Source organism: Pseudomonas azerbaijanorientalis, from assembly GCF_019139795.1.
Lineage (GTDB): Bacteria > Pseudomonadota > Gammaproteobacteria > Pseudomonadales > Pseudomonadaceae > Aquipseudomonas > Aquipseudomonas laurylsulfatiphila.
The window spans coordinates 4,978,306-4,996,491 of record NZ_CP077078.1 but is presented as its reverse complement, the minus strand read 5'-3'; the positions used below and the strand labels follow the sequence as shown (position 1 = coordinate 4,996,491).

17 protein-coding genes are annotated in these 18,186 nt (G+C 59.2%); 10 read left to right on the top strand and 7 right to left on the bottom strand.

Annotated features, from left to right (window positions below):
- Positions 1-93: 93 nt before the first annotated feature.
- Positions 94-807 (bottom strand): response regulator transcription factor, encoded by a 714-nt coding sequence (locus tag KSS91_RS22320; protein ID WP_217838460.1) that lies wholly within the window; start codon positions 805-807, stop codon positions 94-96.
- Entirely contained in the window at positions 807-932 is a 126-nt protein-coding gene (locus KSS91_RS28530) for a hypothetical protein (protein WP_256589392.1), read from the bottom strand. Before KSS91_RS28530 ends, KSS91_RS22320 begins: the two co-directional genes overlap by 1 nt.
- Positions 933-1,546: 614 nt before the next feature.
- Between KSS91_RS28530 and KSS91_RS22315 the strand changes: the two genes are divergently transcribed.
- The 4 genes from KSS91_RS22315 (at position 1,547) to KSS91_RS22300 (ending at position 6,727) form a co-directional block, all read left to right on the top strand.
- The gene (locus tag KSS91_RS22315; RefSeq protein ID WP_217836147.1) at positions 1,547-3,151 is read left to right on the top strand and encodes a tetratricopeptide repeat-containing response regulator; all 1,605 of its coding nucleotides are present in this window, start codon (positions 1,547-1,549) and stop codon (positions 3,149-3,151) included.
- Entirely contained in the window at positions 3,148-3,840 is a 693-nt protein-coding gene (locus KSS91_RS22310; protein WP_095963672.1) for a sensor histidine kinase, read from the top strand. Before KSS91_RS22315 ends, KSS91_RS22310 begins: the two co-directional genes overlap by 4 nt.
- A 201-nt stretch (positions 3,841-4,041) precedes the next feature.
- A complete protein-coding gene (locus KSS91_RS22305) occupies positions 4,042-5,286 on the top strand; it encodes a glutamine synthetase family protein (RefSeq protein WP_172435664.1) in 1,245 nt (414 codons plus the stop codon).
- A 70-nt stretch (positions 5,287-5,356) separates the two neighbouring features.
- Entirely contained in the window at positions 5,357-6,727 is a 1,371-nt protein-coding gene (locus KSS91_RS22300) for an MFS transporter (RefSeq protein WP_126047110.1), read from the top strand.
- A 64-nt stretch (positions 6,728-6,791) separates the two neighbouring features.
- Here the strand turns inward: KSS91_RS22300 and KSS91_RS22295 are convergent, their stop codons facing one another.
- From KSS91_RS22295 to flgA, 4 genes are all read right to left on the bottom strand, one after another.
- On the bottom strand, positions 6,792-7,538 hold the full coding sequence (locus KSS91_RS22295) for a flagellar brake protein (RefSeq protein WP_217836146.1): 747 nt from the start codon (positions 7,536-7,538) through the stop codon (positions 6,792-6,794).
- 93 nt (positions 7,539-7,631) lie between these two features.
- Positions 7,632-8,099 (bottom strand): flagella synthesis protein FlgN, encoded by a 468-nt coding sequence (locus tag KSS91_RS22290; RefSeq protein ID WP_217836145.1) that lies wholly within the window; start codon positions 8,097-8,099, stop codon positions 7,632-7,634.
- Between the two features lie 48 nt (positions 8,100-8,147).
- Positions 8,148-8,474: a flagellar biosynthesis anti-sigma factor FlgM gene (flgM, locus tag KSS91_RS22285; RefSeq protein ID WP_095963677.1), complete on the bottom strand. Its 327-nt coding sequence runs from the start codon at positions 8,472-8,474 to the stop codon at positions 8,148-8,150.
- 168 nt (positions 8,475-8,642) lie between these two features.
- A complete protein-coding gene (gene flgA / locus KSS91_RS22280) occupies positions 8,643-9,401 on the bottom strand; it encodes a flagellar basal body P-ring formation chaperone FlgA (RefSeq protein ID WP_217836144.1) in 759 nt (252 codons plus the stop codon).
- Positions 9,402-9,484: 83 nt separating this feature from the next.
- Between flgA and KSS91_RS22275 the strand changes: the two genes are divergently transcribed.
- From KSS91_RS22275 to flgE, 6 genes are all read left to right on the top strand, one after another.
- On the top strand, positions 9,485-10,417 hold the full coding sequence (locus KSS91_RS22275) for a chemotaxis protein CheV (RefSeq protein ID WP_015096472.1): 933 nt from the start codon (positions 9,485-9,487) through the stop codon (positions 10,415-10,417).
- A gap of 45 nt (positions 10,418-10,462) precedes the next feature.
- Positions 10,463-11,290 (top strand): protein-glutamate O-methyltransferase CheR, encoded by an 828-nt coding sequence (cheR, locus tag KSS91_RS22270; protein WP_007980127.1) that lies wholly within the window; start codon positions 10,463-10,465, stop codon positions 11,288-11,290.
- Between the two features lie 352 nt (positions 11,291-11,642).
- On the top strand, positions 11,643-12,050 hold the full coding sequence (gene flgB / locus KSS91_RS22265; RefSeq protein WP_217836143.1) for a flagellar basal body rod protein FlgB: 408 nt from the start codon (positions 11,643-11,645) through the stop codon (positions 12,048-12,050).
- Between the two features lie 3 nt (positions 12,051-12,053).
- Positions 12,054-12,497 (top strand): flagellar basal body rod protein FlgC, encoded by a 444-nt coding sequence (gene flgC, locus KSS91_RS22260; RefSeq protein WP_007937507.1) that lies wholly within the window; start codon positions 12,054-12,056, stop codon positions 12,495-12,497.
- Positions 12,498-12,512: 15 nt separating this feature from the next.
- Complete coding sequence (flgD, locus tag KSS91_RS22255; RefSeq protein WP_095963681.1) at positions 12,513-13,235, top strand: flagellar hook assembly protein FlgD; 723 nt, start codon at positions 12,513-12,515, stop codon at positions 13,233-13,235.
- 31 nt (positions 13,236-13,266) lie between these two features.
- Entirely contained in the window at positions 13,267-14,598 is a 1,332-nt protein-coding gene (gene flgE / locus KSS91_RS22250; RefSeq protein WP_217836142.1) for a flagellar hook protein FlgE, read from the top strand.
- A 249-nt stretch (positions 14,599-14,847) separates the two neighbouring features.
- Here flgE and KSS91_RS22245 read toward each other — a convergent pair whose 3' ends face one another.
- Positions 14,848-17,739: a ribonucleoside-diphosphate reductase subunit alpha gene (locus KSS91_RS22245; RefSeq protein ID WP_015096468.1), complete on the bottom strand. Its 2,892-nt coding sequence runs from the start codon at positions 17,737-17,739 to the stop codon at positions 14,848-14,850.
- Between the last annotated feature and the right edge of the window lie 447 nt (positions 17,740-18,186).

The following is an 18,186-nucleotide window of genomic DNA, read 5'->3' as shown; positions in this document are numbered from 1 at the left end:
GCACTCTGTTCCGGGCCAGCTGTAAGGAGGGTGGAACAGTGACGGCCAGGCCCCTGAAAGTGAGGGGCAGACCGCCTTGTATCGACCTGAAATTCAATCCAGTTCCACCCAGGCGGACTCGGTCGGTGCTTCGTTGTTGAGCCCGTGCTTGAGCGCATACATCAGCAAGTCGATGCGGTTGATCAGATCAAGCTTTTGATAGATGTTGCTGAGGTGGTTGTGCACGGTGTGCTCGCTGATCCCCAGGCGCCCGGCGATGCTTACATATTTGGCGGACGGTTCGCCTACGATGGCGCGAATCAGTTCTCTCTCGCGCAACGTCAACCGCGCCTGTTTTGCCCGCTCCAGATTGCATTTCATGGGGATATGTCCGTTCGCGGCATAGCCGCAAAGGCCGCCGGCCCAGGCTCTATCCATGGCGCAGTCGCTATGGTGGACCTTGAGGATCGCCTGGATAATCGACTCCGTCGGGTCTTCCGCCAACACGATGCCGCGAGCGCCAGCCTCTATAGCCTGGGCAGCGGGGACGACTTCGTACAGGCCCTTGAGCAGCAGCACTTTCATTTCGGCGCTACGGGTGAGTCCTGCGACGACATCCAGGGGATTGAGCGCATCCGGAAAGAAACTGAAAAAAATGACATCGGGCCGCAACTGATCGGCAAGATCCAGCGCCTGGGTATAGGTGGTGGCCTGTCCTGTCACTTCCATCCGGGGCTTTCTGGCATTGATCAAGTCGTGAAGGCCCATGAGTACGAGGGGGCGACAATCGATCAACATCACGCCAATTGGCTCTTTTTGGTCGGTCATCATCTTCCTGAGCCCCTTGAAAAGCCCATGATGGCTTCCACCGGCAGGCGGCGCGAACGTTTCCAGAAGGCAGCCAAAGCCCGGGAGAGCAGGTAAATACGAGTAATTATCAGTGGTTTACGCATGATGATTTGCTCCCTCCCGCCTCTCAACTGATTCTAGGCCAACGCGGAGCGCTACCGGCCCACCCGTCCGTCAGTCCTCGATCCAGGTCCGGTGCGGCCAGGCCTGTCCGATGCTCTCGAGAAGGAGGAGTAACCCTCGAAAATCAAGGTATTAGGCCCGTCATAGATGGCCAATTGCCAAGATCGGATCCGCATCATGGTCGTCAATTAATCGACGAGTGGCGATAACTTAGGAGCGCTAATATCGGACTGGTCAATTTATCGGCGAAATCTGCCTGGCCCGCCACTGGCAATTGCTGGAGTTCATGCATTGCTGGTGTTCATGTTTCAGCACTTTTTTGTGCGCGACGTCTCGTTTTCAGAAATGCCTTCACCTGTTCAGAGTGAGCGTTGGGGGAGGTTCTCAAGGGAATGCCATGGCTGGCCGATAACCCGGACAGTTACGAGCTTCTTCATCTGTGGTGGTCAGTGCATGTGCTGATTGGCGATGAGAAGCTGTTTGATGGCTAAGGGCTACCAGCTATCATCTGCGCGCCAAATCAAGGGCTGCGAAGCTGAGTCCGTCCGTGTATTTGCCTTTGGGTTCTTCGTCTTAAATTGCCTGGAAATCTTCGATGCTGTCGTATCACCAAAAGCGTTTTCTGATCGTCGATGATTTCTCGGACTTCCGCAGTTCGGTTCGCTCGATGCTGCGCGAGCTGGGTGTCAAGGAAGTGGACACTGCCGATACCGGCGAACAGGCGCTGAAAATGTGTTCGCAGAAGCAGTACGACTTCATCCTGCAGGACTTTCACCTGGGCGACGGCAAGAAGAACGGCCAGCAGGTGCTCGAAGACCTGATGGAAGAAAAGTTGATCAGCCATGAAGCGGTGTTCGTGATGGTCACCGCCGAAACCAGCCAGGCCATGGTGCTCAGTGCGTTGGAGCATGAGCCCGATGCCTACCTGACCAAGCCGTTCAACCGTTCCAGCCTGGCCCAGCGCCTGGAGCGCCTGGAGCAGCGCAAGACTTTGCTCAAGCCGATCCTGCAGGCCCTCGACCGGGGCAAGCCGATGGAGGTGCTCAACGCCTGCATCGCCTTGTGCAAGCAAGACATTCGTTACTCGCCGTTGTGCCTGCGCTATCGCGCCGATGCCTTGCGCGACCTCAATCAGAACGAAGCGCTGGAGCGGCTGTACGACGGCATCATCGCCGACCGTCCGTTGCCATGGGCGTTTGCCGGGCTGGGCAAGTTGCTGTTCAAGCGCGGTCAGGTCGCGCAGGCCAAAGGTATCTACGAAAAAGCCCTGAAAGTGTTCCCGATGATGCCGTCACTGTATGACGGCATGGCTGATGTGCTGGTCGCCGAAGGGGACACCAAGGGTGCGCAGCGCGTTCTCGAAGAAGCGATTCGCCTGTCGCCGCTGGCGGTGCGCCGGCAAGCGTTGCTGGGCAAGCTGGCTATGACCAACGAGGACTTCGATACCGCTTCCAGAGCCTATCGTCAGGCGGTAGCCCAAGGCGCGCAGTCACGTTTCAAGGACCCTGAAAGTAACCTCGGCCTGGCTCACGCCTTGATCAGCAAGGGCAGCGACAGGGGGCTGGATACCCGCACCCGGCTGGAAATCAATACCACGTTGAGCGCAGTGGCCAAGGACAACCCTGGCGACCCTGGCCTGCAAATTCGTGCGCGTTTGATGAAGGCCACCAGTCTGCTGATCAACGATGCGGAAACGGCCGACAAGCTCACCGAGCAGGCCCTGTTGCGCCTCGATGGCATGGAGCAATTCATGAGCGCCGAAGCTGCGTTGCTGGTGGCCAAGCAACTGAAAATGCTCGGGCAGTCCGAGGCCGGCACCGCGATGCTGAAAAACTGCGTGGAAATCTACGGCGACGATCCGGCGGTCATGAAGGACATCGCCAAGCAGACCGACGACCCGAGCATCCTCAATGCCGGCAACGCCGCCGCTGAGCTCAACCGTCAGGGCGTGCGCGTCTACAAGACCGGCAATCTGGTGGAGGCCCGACAGGTCTTTCGCAAAGCCCTGGCGATGCAACCGAAGAACATCAGTATCGCCCTGAACCTGGCGCAGTCGCTGTTGCACGGCACCGATACCAGCGTTGCTTCGGCGGAGCTGGAGGAATGCCGGACCTGCCTGAAAATGGTCGGCCTGATGCCCGACTCCGACGCGCGGTTTCCACGCTATCAAAAGCTCAAAAGCAAGGCGTTTGGCCAATGAACGAACATGAACAGGCACTGGATTTCTCCACGGTGATCGCCTCCACCGTGCACGACATGAAGAACTCGCTGGCCATGCTGATGCAGGCCCACAGCCAGTGGCTGGCGCGATTGCCGGAATCGGCGCAGCAGACGCCGGAGCAGGGCGTGATCGATTTCGAGTTCGCCCACCTCAACGGCATGCTGGTGCAGTTGCTGGGGCTGTATAAGCTCGGCGTCAACCAGATGCCGTTGCAACCGGCCTACCATGAGCTGGACGACTTCATCGAAGCGCAACTGGCGTGTCATCAAGAGGTGTTCGCCAGCCGCGGCATCATGGCCACCTATGAAGTGGACCCGCTGAGCCCGCTGGGTTTCTTCGACCGCGAGTTGATCGCGTCGGTATTGGCCAACTGCATCAACAATGCCATTCGTTTTGCACGGCATGCCGTTCTGATCAGTGTCAGTGACGAAGCCGGGCAACTGGTGTTGACCATCAATGACGATGGCGAGGGGTATCCGGCGCAGATGATCGAGCGTCAGGCCGATTATGCCCAGGGCATCAATCAAAGCACCGGCAGCACCGGCCTGGGCCTGTACTTTGCGGGGCGAATTGCCGCACTGCATCAACGCAACGGCGTGGGCGGGCACACCGAAATCAGCAATGGCGGTCCGTTGGGCGGTGGGGTGTTTCGTCTTTGCCTGCCCTGACAGGCAGCATATTTAACGACGCTGCTTGAAATTCCGAACACGCGAAGCCTATTTTGTACGGTCGCCGTTCGCGGCCCGCACAATAACAAGGATAGCGTCATGACGACCGTTGGCCTGAGTTCACTCGCGCAGCGATTGACGGGCATTGATGAAGTTGAGTGTGTCACGCCGGATTTGAACGGCGTACCACGGGGCAAGGTGATGACCTCCGAGGGTTTTCTCGACGGTCGACGTTTGCAGTTGGCGCGGGGTGTGCTGCTGCAATGCATCATGGGCGGATATCCGCCGGCGCGTTTTTACGGCAGCGATGATGGCGACCTGGCGCTGATTCCGGACCCTGCACAAATCCACCGTTTGCCCTGGAGCAACCCGCCGCGTGCTTTCGCCATTTGCGACGCGGACGAACTGGGCACTACCACCAGCTCAAACCTGTCGACCCGTGGCCAGCTCAAGGCAGTAATTGCCCGTTACGCGGCCCGCGGCCTGGCGCCCGTGGTGGCGACCGAGCTTGAGTTCTTCGTTTTTGCGCCTAACACCGACCCGACTCAGCCGTTCCAGCCACCGGTGGGGCAGGACGGTCGCCGCGAGGACGGTCAGTCGGCGTTCAGCGTCAGTTCCAATAACGGCTTGCGGCCGTTCTTCAATGAAGTCTACGCGTGCATGGCGGCCCTGGGATTGCCCCGCGATACCTTCATGCACGAGATGGGCGTCAGCCAGTTCGAGATCAACCTGCTGCATGGCGATCCGTTGCTGCTGGCCGACCAGACGTTCCTGTTCAAGCACCTGCTCAAGGAAGTTGCCCTCAAGCACGGCCTGAGCGTGGTTTGCATGGCCAAGCCCTTGGCGCATACGCCGGGCAGTTCGATGCATATTCACCAGAGCGTGGTCGAGATCGATTCGGGGCGTAACGTGTTCAGTGACGAGGCGGGGCAGGAGACGGCCACCTTCCGCCATTTCATTGCCGGTCAGCAAGTGTGCATGGCCGACTTCACCGCGTTGTTTGCGCCGAACGTCAACTCCTATCAGCGCTTGTGCCACCCTTACGCCTCGCCGAACAATGCCTGCTGGTCCCACGACAACCGGGCGGCCGGGCTGCGTATCCCGGCCAGTTTGCCAGTGGCCCGTCGGGTCGAGAACCGTTTGCCCGGGGCCGATGCCAACCCGTATCTGGCGATTGCCGCAAGCCTGGCGGCAGGGTTGCATGGCATCGAGAACGCATTGGAGCCAAGCGCACCGATCCAGGGTGAATTCGAAGTGCCGGACAATCTTTCATTGCCGTGTACCTTGCATGCGGCACTTGAGCGTCTGAAACGTAGCCAGTTGGCCAAGGAACTGTTCGGCACGGAATTCATCGAAGGCTACATCGCTTCGAAGACCCTGGAACTGAGCAGTTTCCATGATGAAATTACGCCCTGGGAACGACGTGTTTTAGCCGCCCAGGCCTGACGATCTGTCGACATCCGGCTATCGTTTAGCGATAGCCGATTCTCACTGCAAGGAGCCGCTCGGAACGCCGATGCGCCAAATCTGGAAATCCTTTCGAGCACTGTATTTCGCCTCGCTGATGATGTTGATCGGCTCGGGCCTGTTGAGTACTTACCTGGGCCTGCGTCTGGCGGCCGACAATGTCGACAGCCTGTGGGTCGGTGCGTTGATGGCCGCCAACTATTTCGGCCTGGTGCTGGGGGGCAAGATCGGTCACCGCTTGATTGCCCGGGTCGGGCATATCCGGGCCTACTCGGCCTGTGCCGGGATCGTCGGCGCGGCGGTGCTGGGCCATGGCCTGGTCGATTGGCTGCCGGCCTGGCTGTTCCTGAGGGTCATAGTGGGTCTGGGCATGATGTGCCAGTACATGGTGATCGAGAGCTGGCTCAATGAGCAGGCCGATGCCAATCAGCGAGGCATGGTGTTCAGCGGTTACATGATCGCTTCGTACCTGGGCCTGGTACTGGGGCAGTTGATTCTGGTCATGCACCCGGCGCTGGGGCTGGAGTTGCTGATGCTGGTCGCCCTGTGTTTTGCCCTGTGTCTGGTGCCAGTGGCCCTGACCCGGCGGATTCACCCTGCACCCTTGCATCCTGCACCGATGGAGCCACGGTTCTTTATCAAGCGTGTCCCGCAATCATTGAGTACGGTGCTCGGGGCGGGCCTGATTGTCGGCTCGTTCTACGGTCTGGCACCGCTGTATGCCTCGCAGCAAGGGTTGTCCACGGAGCAGGTCGGTCTGTTCATGGGTAGCTGCATTTTTGCCGGTCTGCTGGTGCAGTGGCCGTTGGGCTGGTTGTCCGACCGCTACGATCGGGCCGTGCTGATCCGCAGTTTCGCGTTCAGCCTGGCACTGGCTGCCCTGCCGCTGGCGATCATGCCGCAGGTGCCGCTGGAGGTATTGTTCATCGCCGGGTTCCTTTGCTCGCTGGTGCAGTTCTGCCTGTATCCGTTGGCAGTGGCGTTCTCCAATGACCATGTCGAAGGTGATCGCCGGGTGTCCCTGACGGCGATGTTGCTGGTCACCTATGGCGTGGGTGCGAGTATCGGGCCGCTGGTGGCAGGTGTGCTGATGAAGCTGTTTGGCAGCCAGATGCTCTATGCGTTCTTCAGTTTCTTTTCGTTGGTGCTGGTGTGGCGGATTCGCCCGAAAGCGGTGACCAACCTGCATCAGGTCGACGACGCGCCGCTGCATCACGTGGCCATGCCGGACAATATGACGAGTTCGCCACTGGTGGCCTGCCTCGACCCGCGTGTTGATGAACAGGTGGTGCAGGATCAGATGCACACTCCGGTGAGTACCGGGCCAGAACCTGAAACCGTCACCGAAACTGAAACAGATCAGCCGCCGCAAGACCCTGATACAGGGCGGGACCCTAACTTCAGCGAGGCCAGGCCTTAAATCCGGGGCACAAAAAAACGGGCAGTCACCGCAAGGGACTGCCCGTTTTTTGTGGAGGTGTCTATCAGATGTCGTCTTTGTCGAAGCGGCGCGCTTCACGTTGCAGCTGGTAGACGAAGCGTTCGACCTGACGCTGCACCAGTCCGCTCATGTTGTGGAAGCGAACGCCGGCGAAGGTGGTGGAGATCTTTTCTTCGAAGTGCAGATAACGCAACTCGACTGGAGCCGTCATCTTGCCAAAGGGCAGGTCGGCGTTGAAGCGGTCGTACACCTGACCCAGTTGCAGGCTGCCCGTGATGTCGCCGTCGAAACGCAGTTTGCAGCCGGTAGCGGAGATATCCAGCAGCTTGCCGCTGATGGGGGCCTTGAGCTTTTCGCCGTCGAGATTGACGTTGACCAGTTGTGCCAGCTTCAGTGCCGCGCGGAATGCATTGCGGCGCTGGTGGTACACCACTTCATCGGGCAGAGTGCCGCGATAGCAGCGGCTGCCACCGGATTCGTCGATCTTCAATTGGCCGTTGCTTTCCCAGGCAATGCGCACACCTTCGTGGAAGCCTTCGACCCTGAAGGGTTCGCCCGCCATCAGGTAGCGTTCGCCATCGCGAGGAATCATTTCGTCCAGGGCAATCATGTTGCTGTCACGGTCCAGGTCCACCAGATAGCTCTGGAAGCGCTGGCTGCGCTCGTGGAACGTGATGATCAGCGGGTCATGGCTTTCGAGCAGCTGGCGCAGATTGCTGGAGATTTCCAAGGGCGTGGAGAGCACCTTGGGTGGCTGCGGAGCATCATCCACGGATAAGGCATTGGACACGGTTAATCAATCTCCAGGCAAAATTTGACTACGGCTAGCCAGCATTTTGCCAGCATCTTTCGCGTCTTGGATAGAGCGGGCACATCAAGCGGCCTAAGCCTGACTGAGCGGGCGCGGCTTAGCAAGCTTGGAGAATGTTCCGCTGGCATCGTAAAGCGCCGGAGTTTCACCACCGGTGAGGATTTTCAGCTGGGTGGCCGTAGCGGCCTGCTGAGTGATGATCGACTGGCCGTTGTTGGCGTTGATGGCCCGGCACTGGGCCAGGAGATCGGTCAGCACGTCACTTTGCGCCAGCAACTGGTCGCCAATGCTTGACTGGCTGGCCAGTTGCTCCAGCCCGCCGCGGTTGGTCGGCAGGTTGAGGCTGGCGAGAATTTCACTGCGCTTGCGGCCATGCTGTTCGAGCAGGACGACCAATGCCTGTTTCTGCGCCAGGATGTCCTCGAGCAATGGCATGTCACGGCCATGCAAGGCGAGGGATTCGGTCTGCAATAAGTCCAGCAGTTGTTGCGCTGGAGCAAAGTCGTCGGTGATCAGTTGCAGTAAATTGGTGTCGTGCATGGCTGGCCTTGGGTTTTAAGCGTCCAAAAGCCTGGCGCCGGCGGTGGCCTAGCGCTGGGCTTCGAAGTTGAGCAGTTTGCTGGCTACACGGTTGCTGTCGACTTTATAGCTGCCATCGGCAATCGCTGCTTTCAACTCGGCCACCCGGGCTTTGTCGACGGCAGGCTGATCGCGCAGCTTGTCATTGACCTTCTGCAACTGTTGAGCCTCATTGCTGAGATGTACCGATTCCCCGCTGTTAACGGTACCGGCCTGTTCGGCCGCGGATTCCAGCGGCGCGGTTTTGCCGGTTTCGGCGCTTTCCTTGCTGGCGCTGGTACGTGTACTGCCCGTAAGGGACGAGGAGCTGTTCAAACGGCTGAAATCGATGACCATGATAAAAAAACCTCTGGGAATTTGGACGCTTGCCATGGTTTCGGCCATTCCCTGGAAAACTTTAGGCTCATTTATCAATGAACCTCGCGCGCGTCAGCGCTTGCCCTGCATGGAGCACAGTCTAGGGAACCGCCGCGGCAAGCGCCACATTCCGATGAACAGAGCGCCTTACATGGACACTTCCACCTGCCCCGGCGCCATGACCTGCGCCTTGATGACCCGCTGGGAATTGAGGTTCTTCACACGGATCTGTTCGCTGAGGCTGCCGTTGGACAGGGCTTCGCCGGGCATGCGCACGCTGAGCGTACCGCTGCGGGCGGTAATCACCACCTGATCACCCTTGCGGATCACCTCGGCCTGTTCGATATGCACCAGGGTAATCACCTGGTCGGTGACCATTGGTCGGGTCAGTCGCTGCCCGATCGCCTGGTCGAGGGAGGTCAGGTAGCCCTGGCTTATCAGGCTGATATCGCGCTCGCGCAGCACCACATCCCCAGGCTCGACAATGGCGGCACGGCGCAGTGGTCGGGCGGTGGTCACGACATCGCGAAACAGGCGGATTTGAGCGGGTACGAAGACAGTCCAGGGGGAGGCACCCTCGCAGCGGACCTTGACCGTGACCCGTCCCAGCGGCCTGGGACTCTCGAGCGTGGCTGTCAATTCCTTGTCGCACATGGGCATGTGCATGCGCGGGTCGAGCGGGTTGACCTGGATCTCGTAGCGACCTTCCGTTTGACTGGTTGCCAGATAGTCCTCTACGGTGAATTCAAGAAAGCCCTGAGTGACGCCGATAAGCATGTCAGGCAAGGTAACCGCGTCAGCAAGGGCAGGGCTGCCAGTGTTGAACAGGCAAACAGCCGCCAGCACGCCGAGTAATTTGCGGTAGGGTGTGGTCAGGCGTCGAAATAATGTCGGTTCTGTGTTCATAACGATTAAAAAAGCAAGCGCCGTGCCGTTTAGTGATGAAGGCGCGTCGCAACAACACTTGGCGTTGGTGTAGGAGTCTGGGCATGGCTGGTGTAATGGATTCGGTAAACCAGCGCACGCAACTGGTGGGGCAGAATCGCCTTGAGCTGTTGTTGTTCCGTCTCGACGGCCAGCAGCTGTACGGGATCAACGTGTTCAAGGTTCGGGAGGTGCTGCAATGCCCCCAATTGACGTTGATGCCCAAGTCCAGTCCTGTCGTGTGCGGCGTGGCGAACATCCGGGGGGCGACCATTCCGATCCTTGATCTGGCGATGGCGACCGGCTCCGGTGCGTTGAAGGACAAGAACAATCCGTTCGTGATCATCACGGAGTACAACACCAAGACCCAGGGTTTCCTGGTGCGCTCGGTGGAGCGCATCGTCAACATGAATTGGGAGGAGATCCATCCGCCACCCAAGGGCACCGGGCGCGATCACTACCTGACGGCGGTGACGCGGGTCGACAATCAGTTGGTCGAAATCATCGATGTCGAGAAGGTTCTCGCAGAAGTGGCACCGACGCCGGAAGCGATTTCCGTCGGCGTGGTGGATGTTGAAACCCAGCACAAGGCGCTCTCGTTGCGCGTGCTGACGGTCGACGATTCCTCGGTGGCGCGCAAGCAGGTCACGCGTTGCCTGCAAACGGTCGGCGTCGAAGTGGTGGCGTTGAACGACGGTCGGCAAGCGCTGGACTACCTGCGCAAACTGGTCGATGAGGGCAAGAAGCCGGAAGAAGAGTTCCTGATGATGATCTCCGACATCGAGATGCCGGAGATGGACGGGTACACCCTGACGGCGGAAATCCGCAACGACCCGCGCATGCAAAAGCTTCATATCATCCTGCATACTTCGTTGTCGGGGGTATTCAATCAGGCGATGGTCAAGAAGGTCGGTGCCGATGACTTCCTGGCCAAATTCCGTCCTGATGACCTGGCATCCCGGGTAGTCGACCGGATCAAAGCAGCAGATATCAGCTAGGGGCCTGCGCCCCTGGCAGTCAACACGATTTAAGAGGCGGCATCATTGTCTACGGGTAATTTGGATTTCGAACAGTTCCGGGTATTCCTGGAAAAAGCCTGTGGCATTTTGCTCGGTGAAAACAAGCAGTACCTGGTCTCCAGCCGTCTCAACAAACTGATGGAACAGCAAGGCATCAAGTCTTTGGGGGAGCTGGTTCAGCGCATGCAGACCCAGCCGCGCAGCGGTTTGCGCGAACAGGTGGTGGATGCCATGACCACCAACGAAACCCTGTGGTTTCGTGACACCTACCCGTTTGAAGTCTTGAAGAACAAGGTCCTTCCCGAAGCGATCAAGGCCAGCCCTGGCCAGCGTCTGCGTATCTGGTCGGCGGCTTGCTCGTCGGGCCAGGAACCGTATTCGCTGTCGATGTCCATCGACGAGTTCGAACGGGTCAACATGGGCCAGTTGAGGATGGGCGTACAGATCGTTGCCACCGACCTGTCCGGCACCATGCTGAACAACTGCAAGACCGGCGAGTACGACAGCCTGGCCATCGGCCGCGGTCTGTCGCCCGAGCGCCTGCAGCGTTATTTCGACCCGAAAGGGCCGGGACGCTGGGCGATCAAGGCGCCGATCAAGAGCCGGGTGGAATTCCGTTCTTTCAACCTGCTGGACAGTTACGCGAGCCTCGGCAAGTTCGACATCGTGTTCTGCCGCAACGTGCTGATCTACTTCTCCGCCGAGGTGAAGAAGGACATCCTGTTGCGCATCCACAGCACGTTGAAGCCCGGTGGTTACCTCTTCCTCGGCGCTTCCGAAGCGTTGAACGGTTTGCCGGATCATTACCAGATGGTCCAGTGCAGCCCGGGGATCATTTACCAGGCGAAGTGAACGGTTGGCGGGAGTCCTCAAGGGCTCCCTTTTTTTGTCCGCAATATCTCTCCAACACACCACAAATCCCTTGTGGGAGCGGGCTTGCTCGCGAAAGCGTCTGGTCAGTCAGTATTTGTTTTTCTGACACACCGCTTTCGCGAGCAAGCCCGCTCCCACAGTTGTTAGGTGGTGCTCTCGAAAGTGGATCAAGCGGCAGAAAAGCGGCAGGCGGCGGAAAACCGTTGCCGCTTTTCTGGCATTGCCGCGTTGCCATGTCCGGCAAAGCCCCGGTTTCCGGGCTTTATTGAATTGGCATGGGGCTTGCTAAGTTGATCCTACGAAAAATCAGGTCACCCGAAGGTTTCCCGACATGAGCATCAGCTTCGATAAAGCGCTCGGTATCCACGAACAAGCCCTGGGCTTCCGCGCCCAGCGTGCCGAAGTCCTGGCCAATAACATCGCCAACGCCGATACCCCGAACTACAAGGCTCGGGACCTGGACTTCTCGAAAGTGCTCGCCGAGCAGAACGAGAAAACCAAAAGCGGCACCTTCGCCTTGAACATGACCAACAACCGTCATATCGAAGCTGAAGGTCTGGGCAATGGCGACGAGTCGTTGCTGTATCGCACGCCGATGCAACCGTCGATCGACCAGAACACCGTGGACGCTCAGCTGGAACAATCGAACTACGCGCAAAACGCGGTCAATTTCCAGGCCAGCTTCACCCTGCTCAACAGCAAATTCAAAGGGCTGGTATCAGCCCTGCGCGGAGAGTAAGCCATGTCTCTATCCAGTGTTTTCAACATTGCCGGTAGCGGCATGAGTGCGCAGACCACGCGTTTGAACACCGTCGCTTCGAACATCGCCAACGCCGAGACCGTCTCGTCGAGCATCGACCAGACCTACCGCGCGCGTCACCCGGTGTTCGCCACCATGTTCCAGGGCGGCCAGAGCGGCGGCAGCGACTCGCTGTTCCAGAACCAGGACGCCGCCGGCCAAGGTGTGCAGGTGCTGGGTGTGGTCGAAGACCAGAGCAATCTCGAGGCGCGCTACGAGCCGAACCATCCGGCCGCCGATGCCAAGGGCTACGTCTACTACCCGAACGTCAACGTGGTTGAAGAAATGGCCGACATGATTTCCGCGAGTCGTTCGTTCCAGACCAACGCCGAAATGATGAACACCGCCAAAACCATGATGCAGAAAGTCCTGACTCTCGGTCAGTGATAAGGGGCGACTCAGATGAGTGTTACCGATTCCACCAGTGGTTTGAGCCTCAACGACATCCTGGCCAACTCTTCGATCAAGACCAACACCACGACTGACGGCCTCGCCTCGGCAGCCGGCAGCGCCTCGGGCAACCAGGCCCTGGGCAAGGATGCGTTCCTGCAGTTGCTGGTGACCCAGTTGAAAAACCAGAACCCGCTGGAGCCTCAGGACAACGGTGCGTTCGTGGCCCAGTTGGCGCAGTTCAGCAGCCTGGAAGGCATCACCACGCTCAACGACACCGTGAGCGGCCTGGCCAGCAACTACAACTCGTCCCAGGCCTTGCAGGCGTCGTCGCTGGTCGGCCGTTCGGTCATCGCGCCGGGCGACAAGGCTGTGGTCGATACCACCAAGAGCCTCAGCGGCACGGTGGTGGTGCCGTCTTCGGTGGCGTCCGCCACCCTGAAAATCACCGATTCAACGGGCAAGACCGTGCGCACCATCGACCTCGGCTCGCAGAAGGCCGGCAACGCCAGCTTCATCTGGGACGGCAAGAACGATGCGGGTGAGACGGTACCTGCGGGCACCTACACCTTCGGCGCCACGACCACGATCGATGGCCAGTCCGTCGCGTTGATCACCAACCTGCCCGCGACCGTCAACAGCGTGACCATCAGCCAGACCGGCGGTGAGTTGATGCTCAATCTGGCCGGGCTGGGCAGCGTTGCCCTGTCCAAAGTACAAACCATTGGTATGTAAAGCCGACTAACCCGGCATAAAGGAGTGGATGATGTCTTTCAATATCGGCCTTAGCGGTCTCTTTGCAGCCAACAAACAACTGGACGTGACCGGCAACAACATCGCCAACGTCGCGACCACCGGTTTCAAATCGTCCCGTGCAGAATTCGAAGACGTGTACTCGGCGACTCGCCTGGGCACCGGCAGCAAGACCGTCGGCAACGGCGTGCGCCTGGCCAACGTTTCCCAGCAGTTCACCCAGGGTGACGTGAGCAACACCGGCAACGTGCTCGACATGGGTATCCAGGGCAACGGTTTCTTTGTCCTGAGCAACAACGGTTCGCTGACCTACACCCGTGCCGGTACGTTCAAGACCGACAAGGACGGCTACGTTACCAACAGCGACGGTACTGCCCGCCTGCAAGGCTACGGCGTGGATTCCAACGGCAAGATCGTCAACGGCGTGCTGACCGACCTGCGGATCGACACCTCCAACCTGGCGCCAAAGTCCACCAGCAACGTGTCGTCGACGATCAACCTGAACTCGACGTCGCCGGTGATCGACCAGACGGTTGCGGCCAACAAGTTCGACCCGTCCAAGACCGAGACCTTTACCAAGTCGTTCAGTACCCCGATCTTCGATACTCAGGGTAACCAGCACACCATGGATCAATACATGGTCAAGACTGGCGCGAACACCTGGGACACCTACACCCTGATCGATGGTCGCAACCCCGATGGCAGTGATCCCAAGGTTACCGCTCCGATTGCTTCGACCATGTCGTTCGATGCCACCGGCAAACTGACTTCGGTCAGCACACCCGTGACGCCGCCAACCACGCCACCGACTTCGGTGATCAGTAGTGACCTGAAGATCACCAACTGGACTCCGGGCAGTGTCACCAATGGCGTCTGGACAGCCAACGGCGCCGCAGCCGATCCGGCTGGCTTGACCATCGCCATGGCCAACACCACCCAGTTCAACGCCGACACCGCGCGTTCGATTCCATCGCAGAACGGTTATGCCACTGGCCAGATCACCAACCTGACCATCGACGGCAGCGGTGTGCTGCTGGCCAACTTCAGCAACAACCAGACCAAGCCGATCGGCCAGATTTCCCTGGCCAGCTTCACCAACGAGCAAGGCCTGCAGCCGGTAGGCGGCTCCAGCTGGAAAGAAACCTACACCTCGGGTATCCCGGGCTACGATGCGCCGCAGACTGGCACCCTGGGGTCGATCGTTTCCAATTCCCTGGAAGAGTCCAACGTCAACCTGACCAACGAACTGGTCGACCTGATCAAGGGGCAGAGCAACTACCAGGCGAACGCCAAGACCATTTCTACCGAGAGCACCATCATGCAGACCATCATTCAGATGGCTTGATGCTGGATAGCGCCGCATAAAAAAGCCCCTCGGAAGAGGGGCTTTTTTTGTGCTCGAAAGAAAGACCTGTAGGAGCGAGCTTGCTCGCGATGGTCGTTAACGATAACGCGTGCTGTCTGGATACACGCGGTGCCCTCCAGACCATCGCGAGCAAGCTCGCTCCTACAGACAGGCAAAAGAAAACCCCCGACCCGCCAGAGGCAGATCGGGGGGTTCGAGTAAGCGCCTTGCGGCGCTTGTCGGCTCAGCTTATTGGCAAGCTTCGCAATCCGGCTCGTCGATGGCGCAAGCCTTCGGCACTGGAGCAGGGCCGGCAGGCGCTGCCAGGACCGAATCTTCACCGTGGTTGCCGCCGCTGGAAACAGCGTTCAGCTTGCCGGTGTTGATGGTCGACTTCTCGGTGCTGGTCGCGGCCAGGGCACGGAGGTAGTAAGTGGTTTTCAGGCCACGGTACCAGGCCATGCGGTAGGTAACGTCCAGCTTCTTGCCCGAGGCGCCGGCGATGTACAGGTTCAGCGACTGAGCCTGGTCGATCCACTTCTGACGACGGCTGGCGGCGTCGACGATCCACTTGGTGTCCACTTCGAAGGCGGTCGCGTAGAGCTCTTTGAGTTCCTGCGGGATGCGCTCGATCTGCTGCACCGAACCGTCGTAGTACTTCAGGTCGTTGATCATGACCGAGTCCCACAGACCGCGAGCCTTGAGGTCGCGAACCAGGTACGGGTTGATCACGGTGAATTCGCCCGACAGGTTCGATTTCACATACAGGTTCTGGTAGGTCGGTTCGATCGACTGCGATACGCCGGTGATGTTGGCGATGGTCGCGGTCGGTGCGATGGCCATGATGTTGGAGTTACGAATGCCTTTCTGTACACGGGCGCGAACCGGTGCCCAGTCCAGGGTTTCGTTCAGGTCGACATCGATGTACTTCTGGCCACGGGCCTCGATCAGGATCTGTTGCGAATCCAGCGGCAGGATGCCTTTGGACCACAGCGAACCCTGGAACGTCTCGTACGAGCCGCGCTCGTCGGCCAGGTCGCAGGACGCCTGGATCGCGTAGTAGCTGACCGCTTCCATCGACTTGTCGGCGAAATCGACGGCAGCATCGGAGCCGTAAGGGATGTGCTGCAAGTACAAGGCGTCCTGGAAGCCCATGATGCCCAGACCGACCGGACGGTGCTTGAAGTTGGAGTTCTTCGCTTGCGGCACCGAGTAGTAGTTGATGTCGATCACGTTATCGAGCATGCGCACGGCGGTGTTCACGGTGCGTTGCAGCTTGGCGGTGTCCAGCTTGCCGTCGACGATGTGGTTCGGCAGGTTGATCGAGCCCAGGTTGCAAACGGCGATCTCGTCCTTGTTGGTGTTCAAGGTGATCTCGGTGCACAGGTTCGAGCTGTGGACCACGCCGACGTGCTGCTGCGGGCTACGCAGGTTGCACGGGTCCTTGAAGGTCAGCCACGGGTGGCCGGTTTCGAACAGCATGGACAGCATTTTGCGCCACAGGTCTTTGGCCTGGATGGTCTTGAACAGCTTGACCTTGCCCGGGTACTCGGTCAGGGCTTCGTAGTACTCGTAGCGCTCTTCGAAGGCCTTGCCGGTCAGGTCGTGCAGGTCCGGCACTTCGGATGGCGAGAACAGGGTCCACTTGCCGTCATCGAAGACACGCTTCATGAACAGGTCAGGGATCCAGTTGGCGGTGTTCATGTCGTGGGTACGACGACGGTCATCACCGGTGTTCTTGCGCAGCTCGATGAACTCTTCGATGTCCATGTGCCAGGTTTCCAGGTAGGCACACACAGCGCCTTTGCGCTTGCCACCCTGGTTAACGGCAACGGCGGTGTCGTTGACGACTTTCAGGAACGGAACCACGCCCTGGGATTTGCCGTTGGTGCCCTTGATGTACGAACCGAGCGCACGAACCGGCGTCCAGTCGTTGCCCAGGCCGCCCGCGAATTTCGACAGCATGGCGTTGTCGTGGATCGCGTGGTAGATGCCCGAGAGGTCATCCGGCACGGTGGTCAGGTAGCAGCTCGACAGCTGTGGACGCAGGGTACCGGCGTTGAACAGGGTTGGGGTCGAAGCCATGTAGTCGAAGGACGACAGCAGGTTGTAGAACTCGATGGCACGGGCTTCGCGGTCTTTTTCTTCGATCGCCAGGCCCATGGCCACGCGCATGAAGAAGATCTGCGGCAGTTCGAAACGCACGCCATCCTTGTGGATGAAGTAACGGTCGTACAGGGTCTGCAGGCCCAGGTAGGTGAATTGCTGGTCGCGCTCGTGGTTGATCGCCTTGCCCAGTTTTTCCAGGTCGAAGGAGGCCAGCTCAGGGTTCAGCAGCTCGTACTCGATACCCTTGGCAATGTAGGCCGGCAGCGCCTTGGCATACAGGTCGACCATCTCGTGGTGGGTAGCGCTTTCGGCGACGCCGAGGAAGCCCAGGCCTTCGGCACGCAGGGTGTCCATCAGCAGGCGGGCGGTCACGAACGAGTAGTTCGGCTCGCGTTCAACCAGGGTACGGGCAGTCATCACCAGGGCGGTGTTGACGTCGGTCAGGGCCACGCCGTCGTACAGGTTCTTCAGGGTTTCACGCTGGATCAGGTCGCCGTCGACTTCTTCCAGGCCTTCGCACGCTTCGGTGACGATGGTGTTCAGGCGGCCCATGTCCAGCGGCGCCAGGCTGCCGTCGGCACGGGTGATGCGGATCGACGGGTGCGCTTGTACCGGCTCTTCGGTGGTACGAACGGCACGTTCCTTGGAACGGGCATCACGGTAGATCACGTAGTCGCGAGCGACTTTCTGCTCGCCGGCACGCATCAGGGCCAGTTCGACCTGGTCCTGGATTTCTTCGATGTGGATGGTGCCGCCCGATGGCATGCGACGCTTGAAGGTCGCGGTGACCTGTTCGGTCAGGCGGGCAACGGTGTCGTGGATTCGCGACGAGGCAGCAGCGGTGCCGCCTTCAACTGCGAGAAACGCTTTGGTGATGGCGACGGTGATTTTGTCATCGGTGTAGGGAACGACAGTGCCGTTACGCTTGATCACGCGCAGTTGGCCAGGCGCGGTGGCGGACAGATCCGAATTCGAATCAGCGGCCTGCGGCAAGGTGCCCTGCGGGTTCTCGCGAGTTGTGTCGGTTTGCATGGGGGAGTGTCTCCACATTCTCTATGTTTGTTTGGGCACCATCACGGTGCCCACCGTTCCGTCCTGAAGCACTACAACCGGCGAGCGCCGGGCATAACAACTTCGGGACAGTAGGAAGGGGGCTTTATGGGGCGCCGCTTCCATGCCGAAGTCTTTGGTCTCACGCCTTGGGCCTGAAACCATGGTCCTTTGCAGGTGACAGTTGGGACTGCAACACCCGTACCGTTTTCACCACTCGGGGCCGAAACACAGTAGCCATCCGCATGCGCGGTTTGGTCTTTCGAAAATACGTTTGGTTCAACCGGACAGAGGCAATAAAAGCGCTTGAAATTGGTGTCTGGTTTGTGTTTGGTTTTTCGCGCAAAACCCTATATCTAGGGTTTTTTTAGCGCCGGGCTACAAGATAATGCGTTTTAGGGGGGGATTGCAACGTACTACCTGTGGATA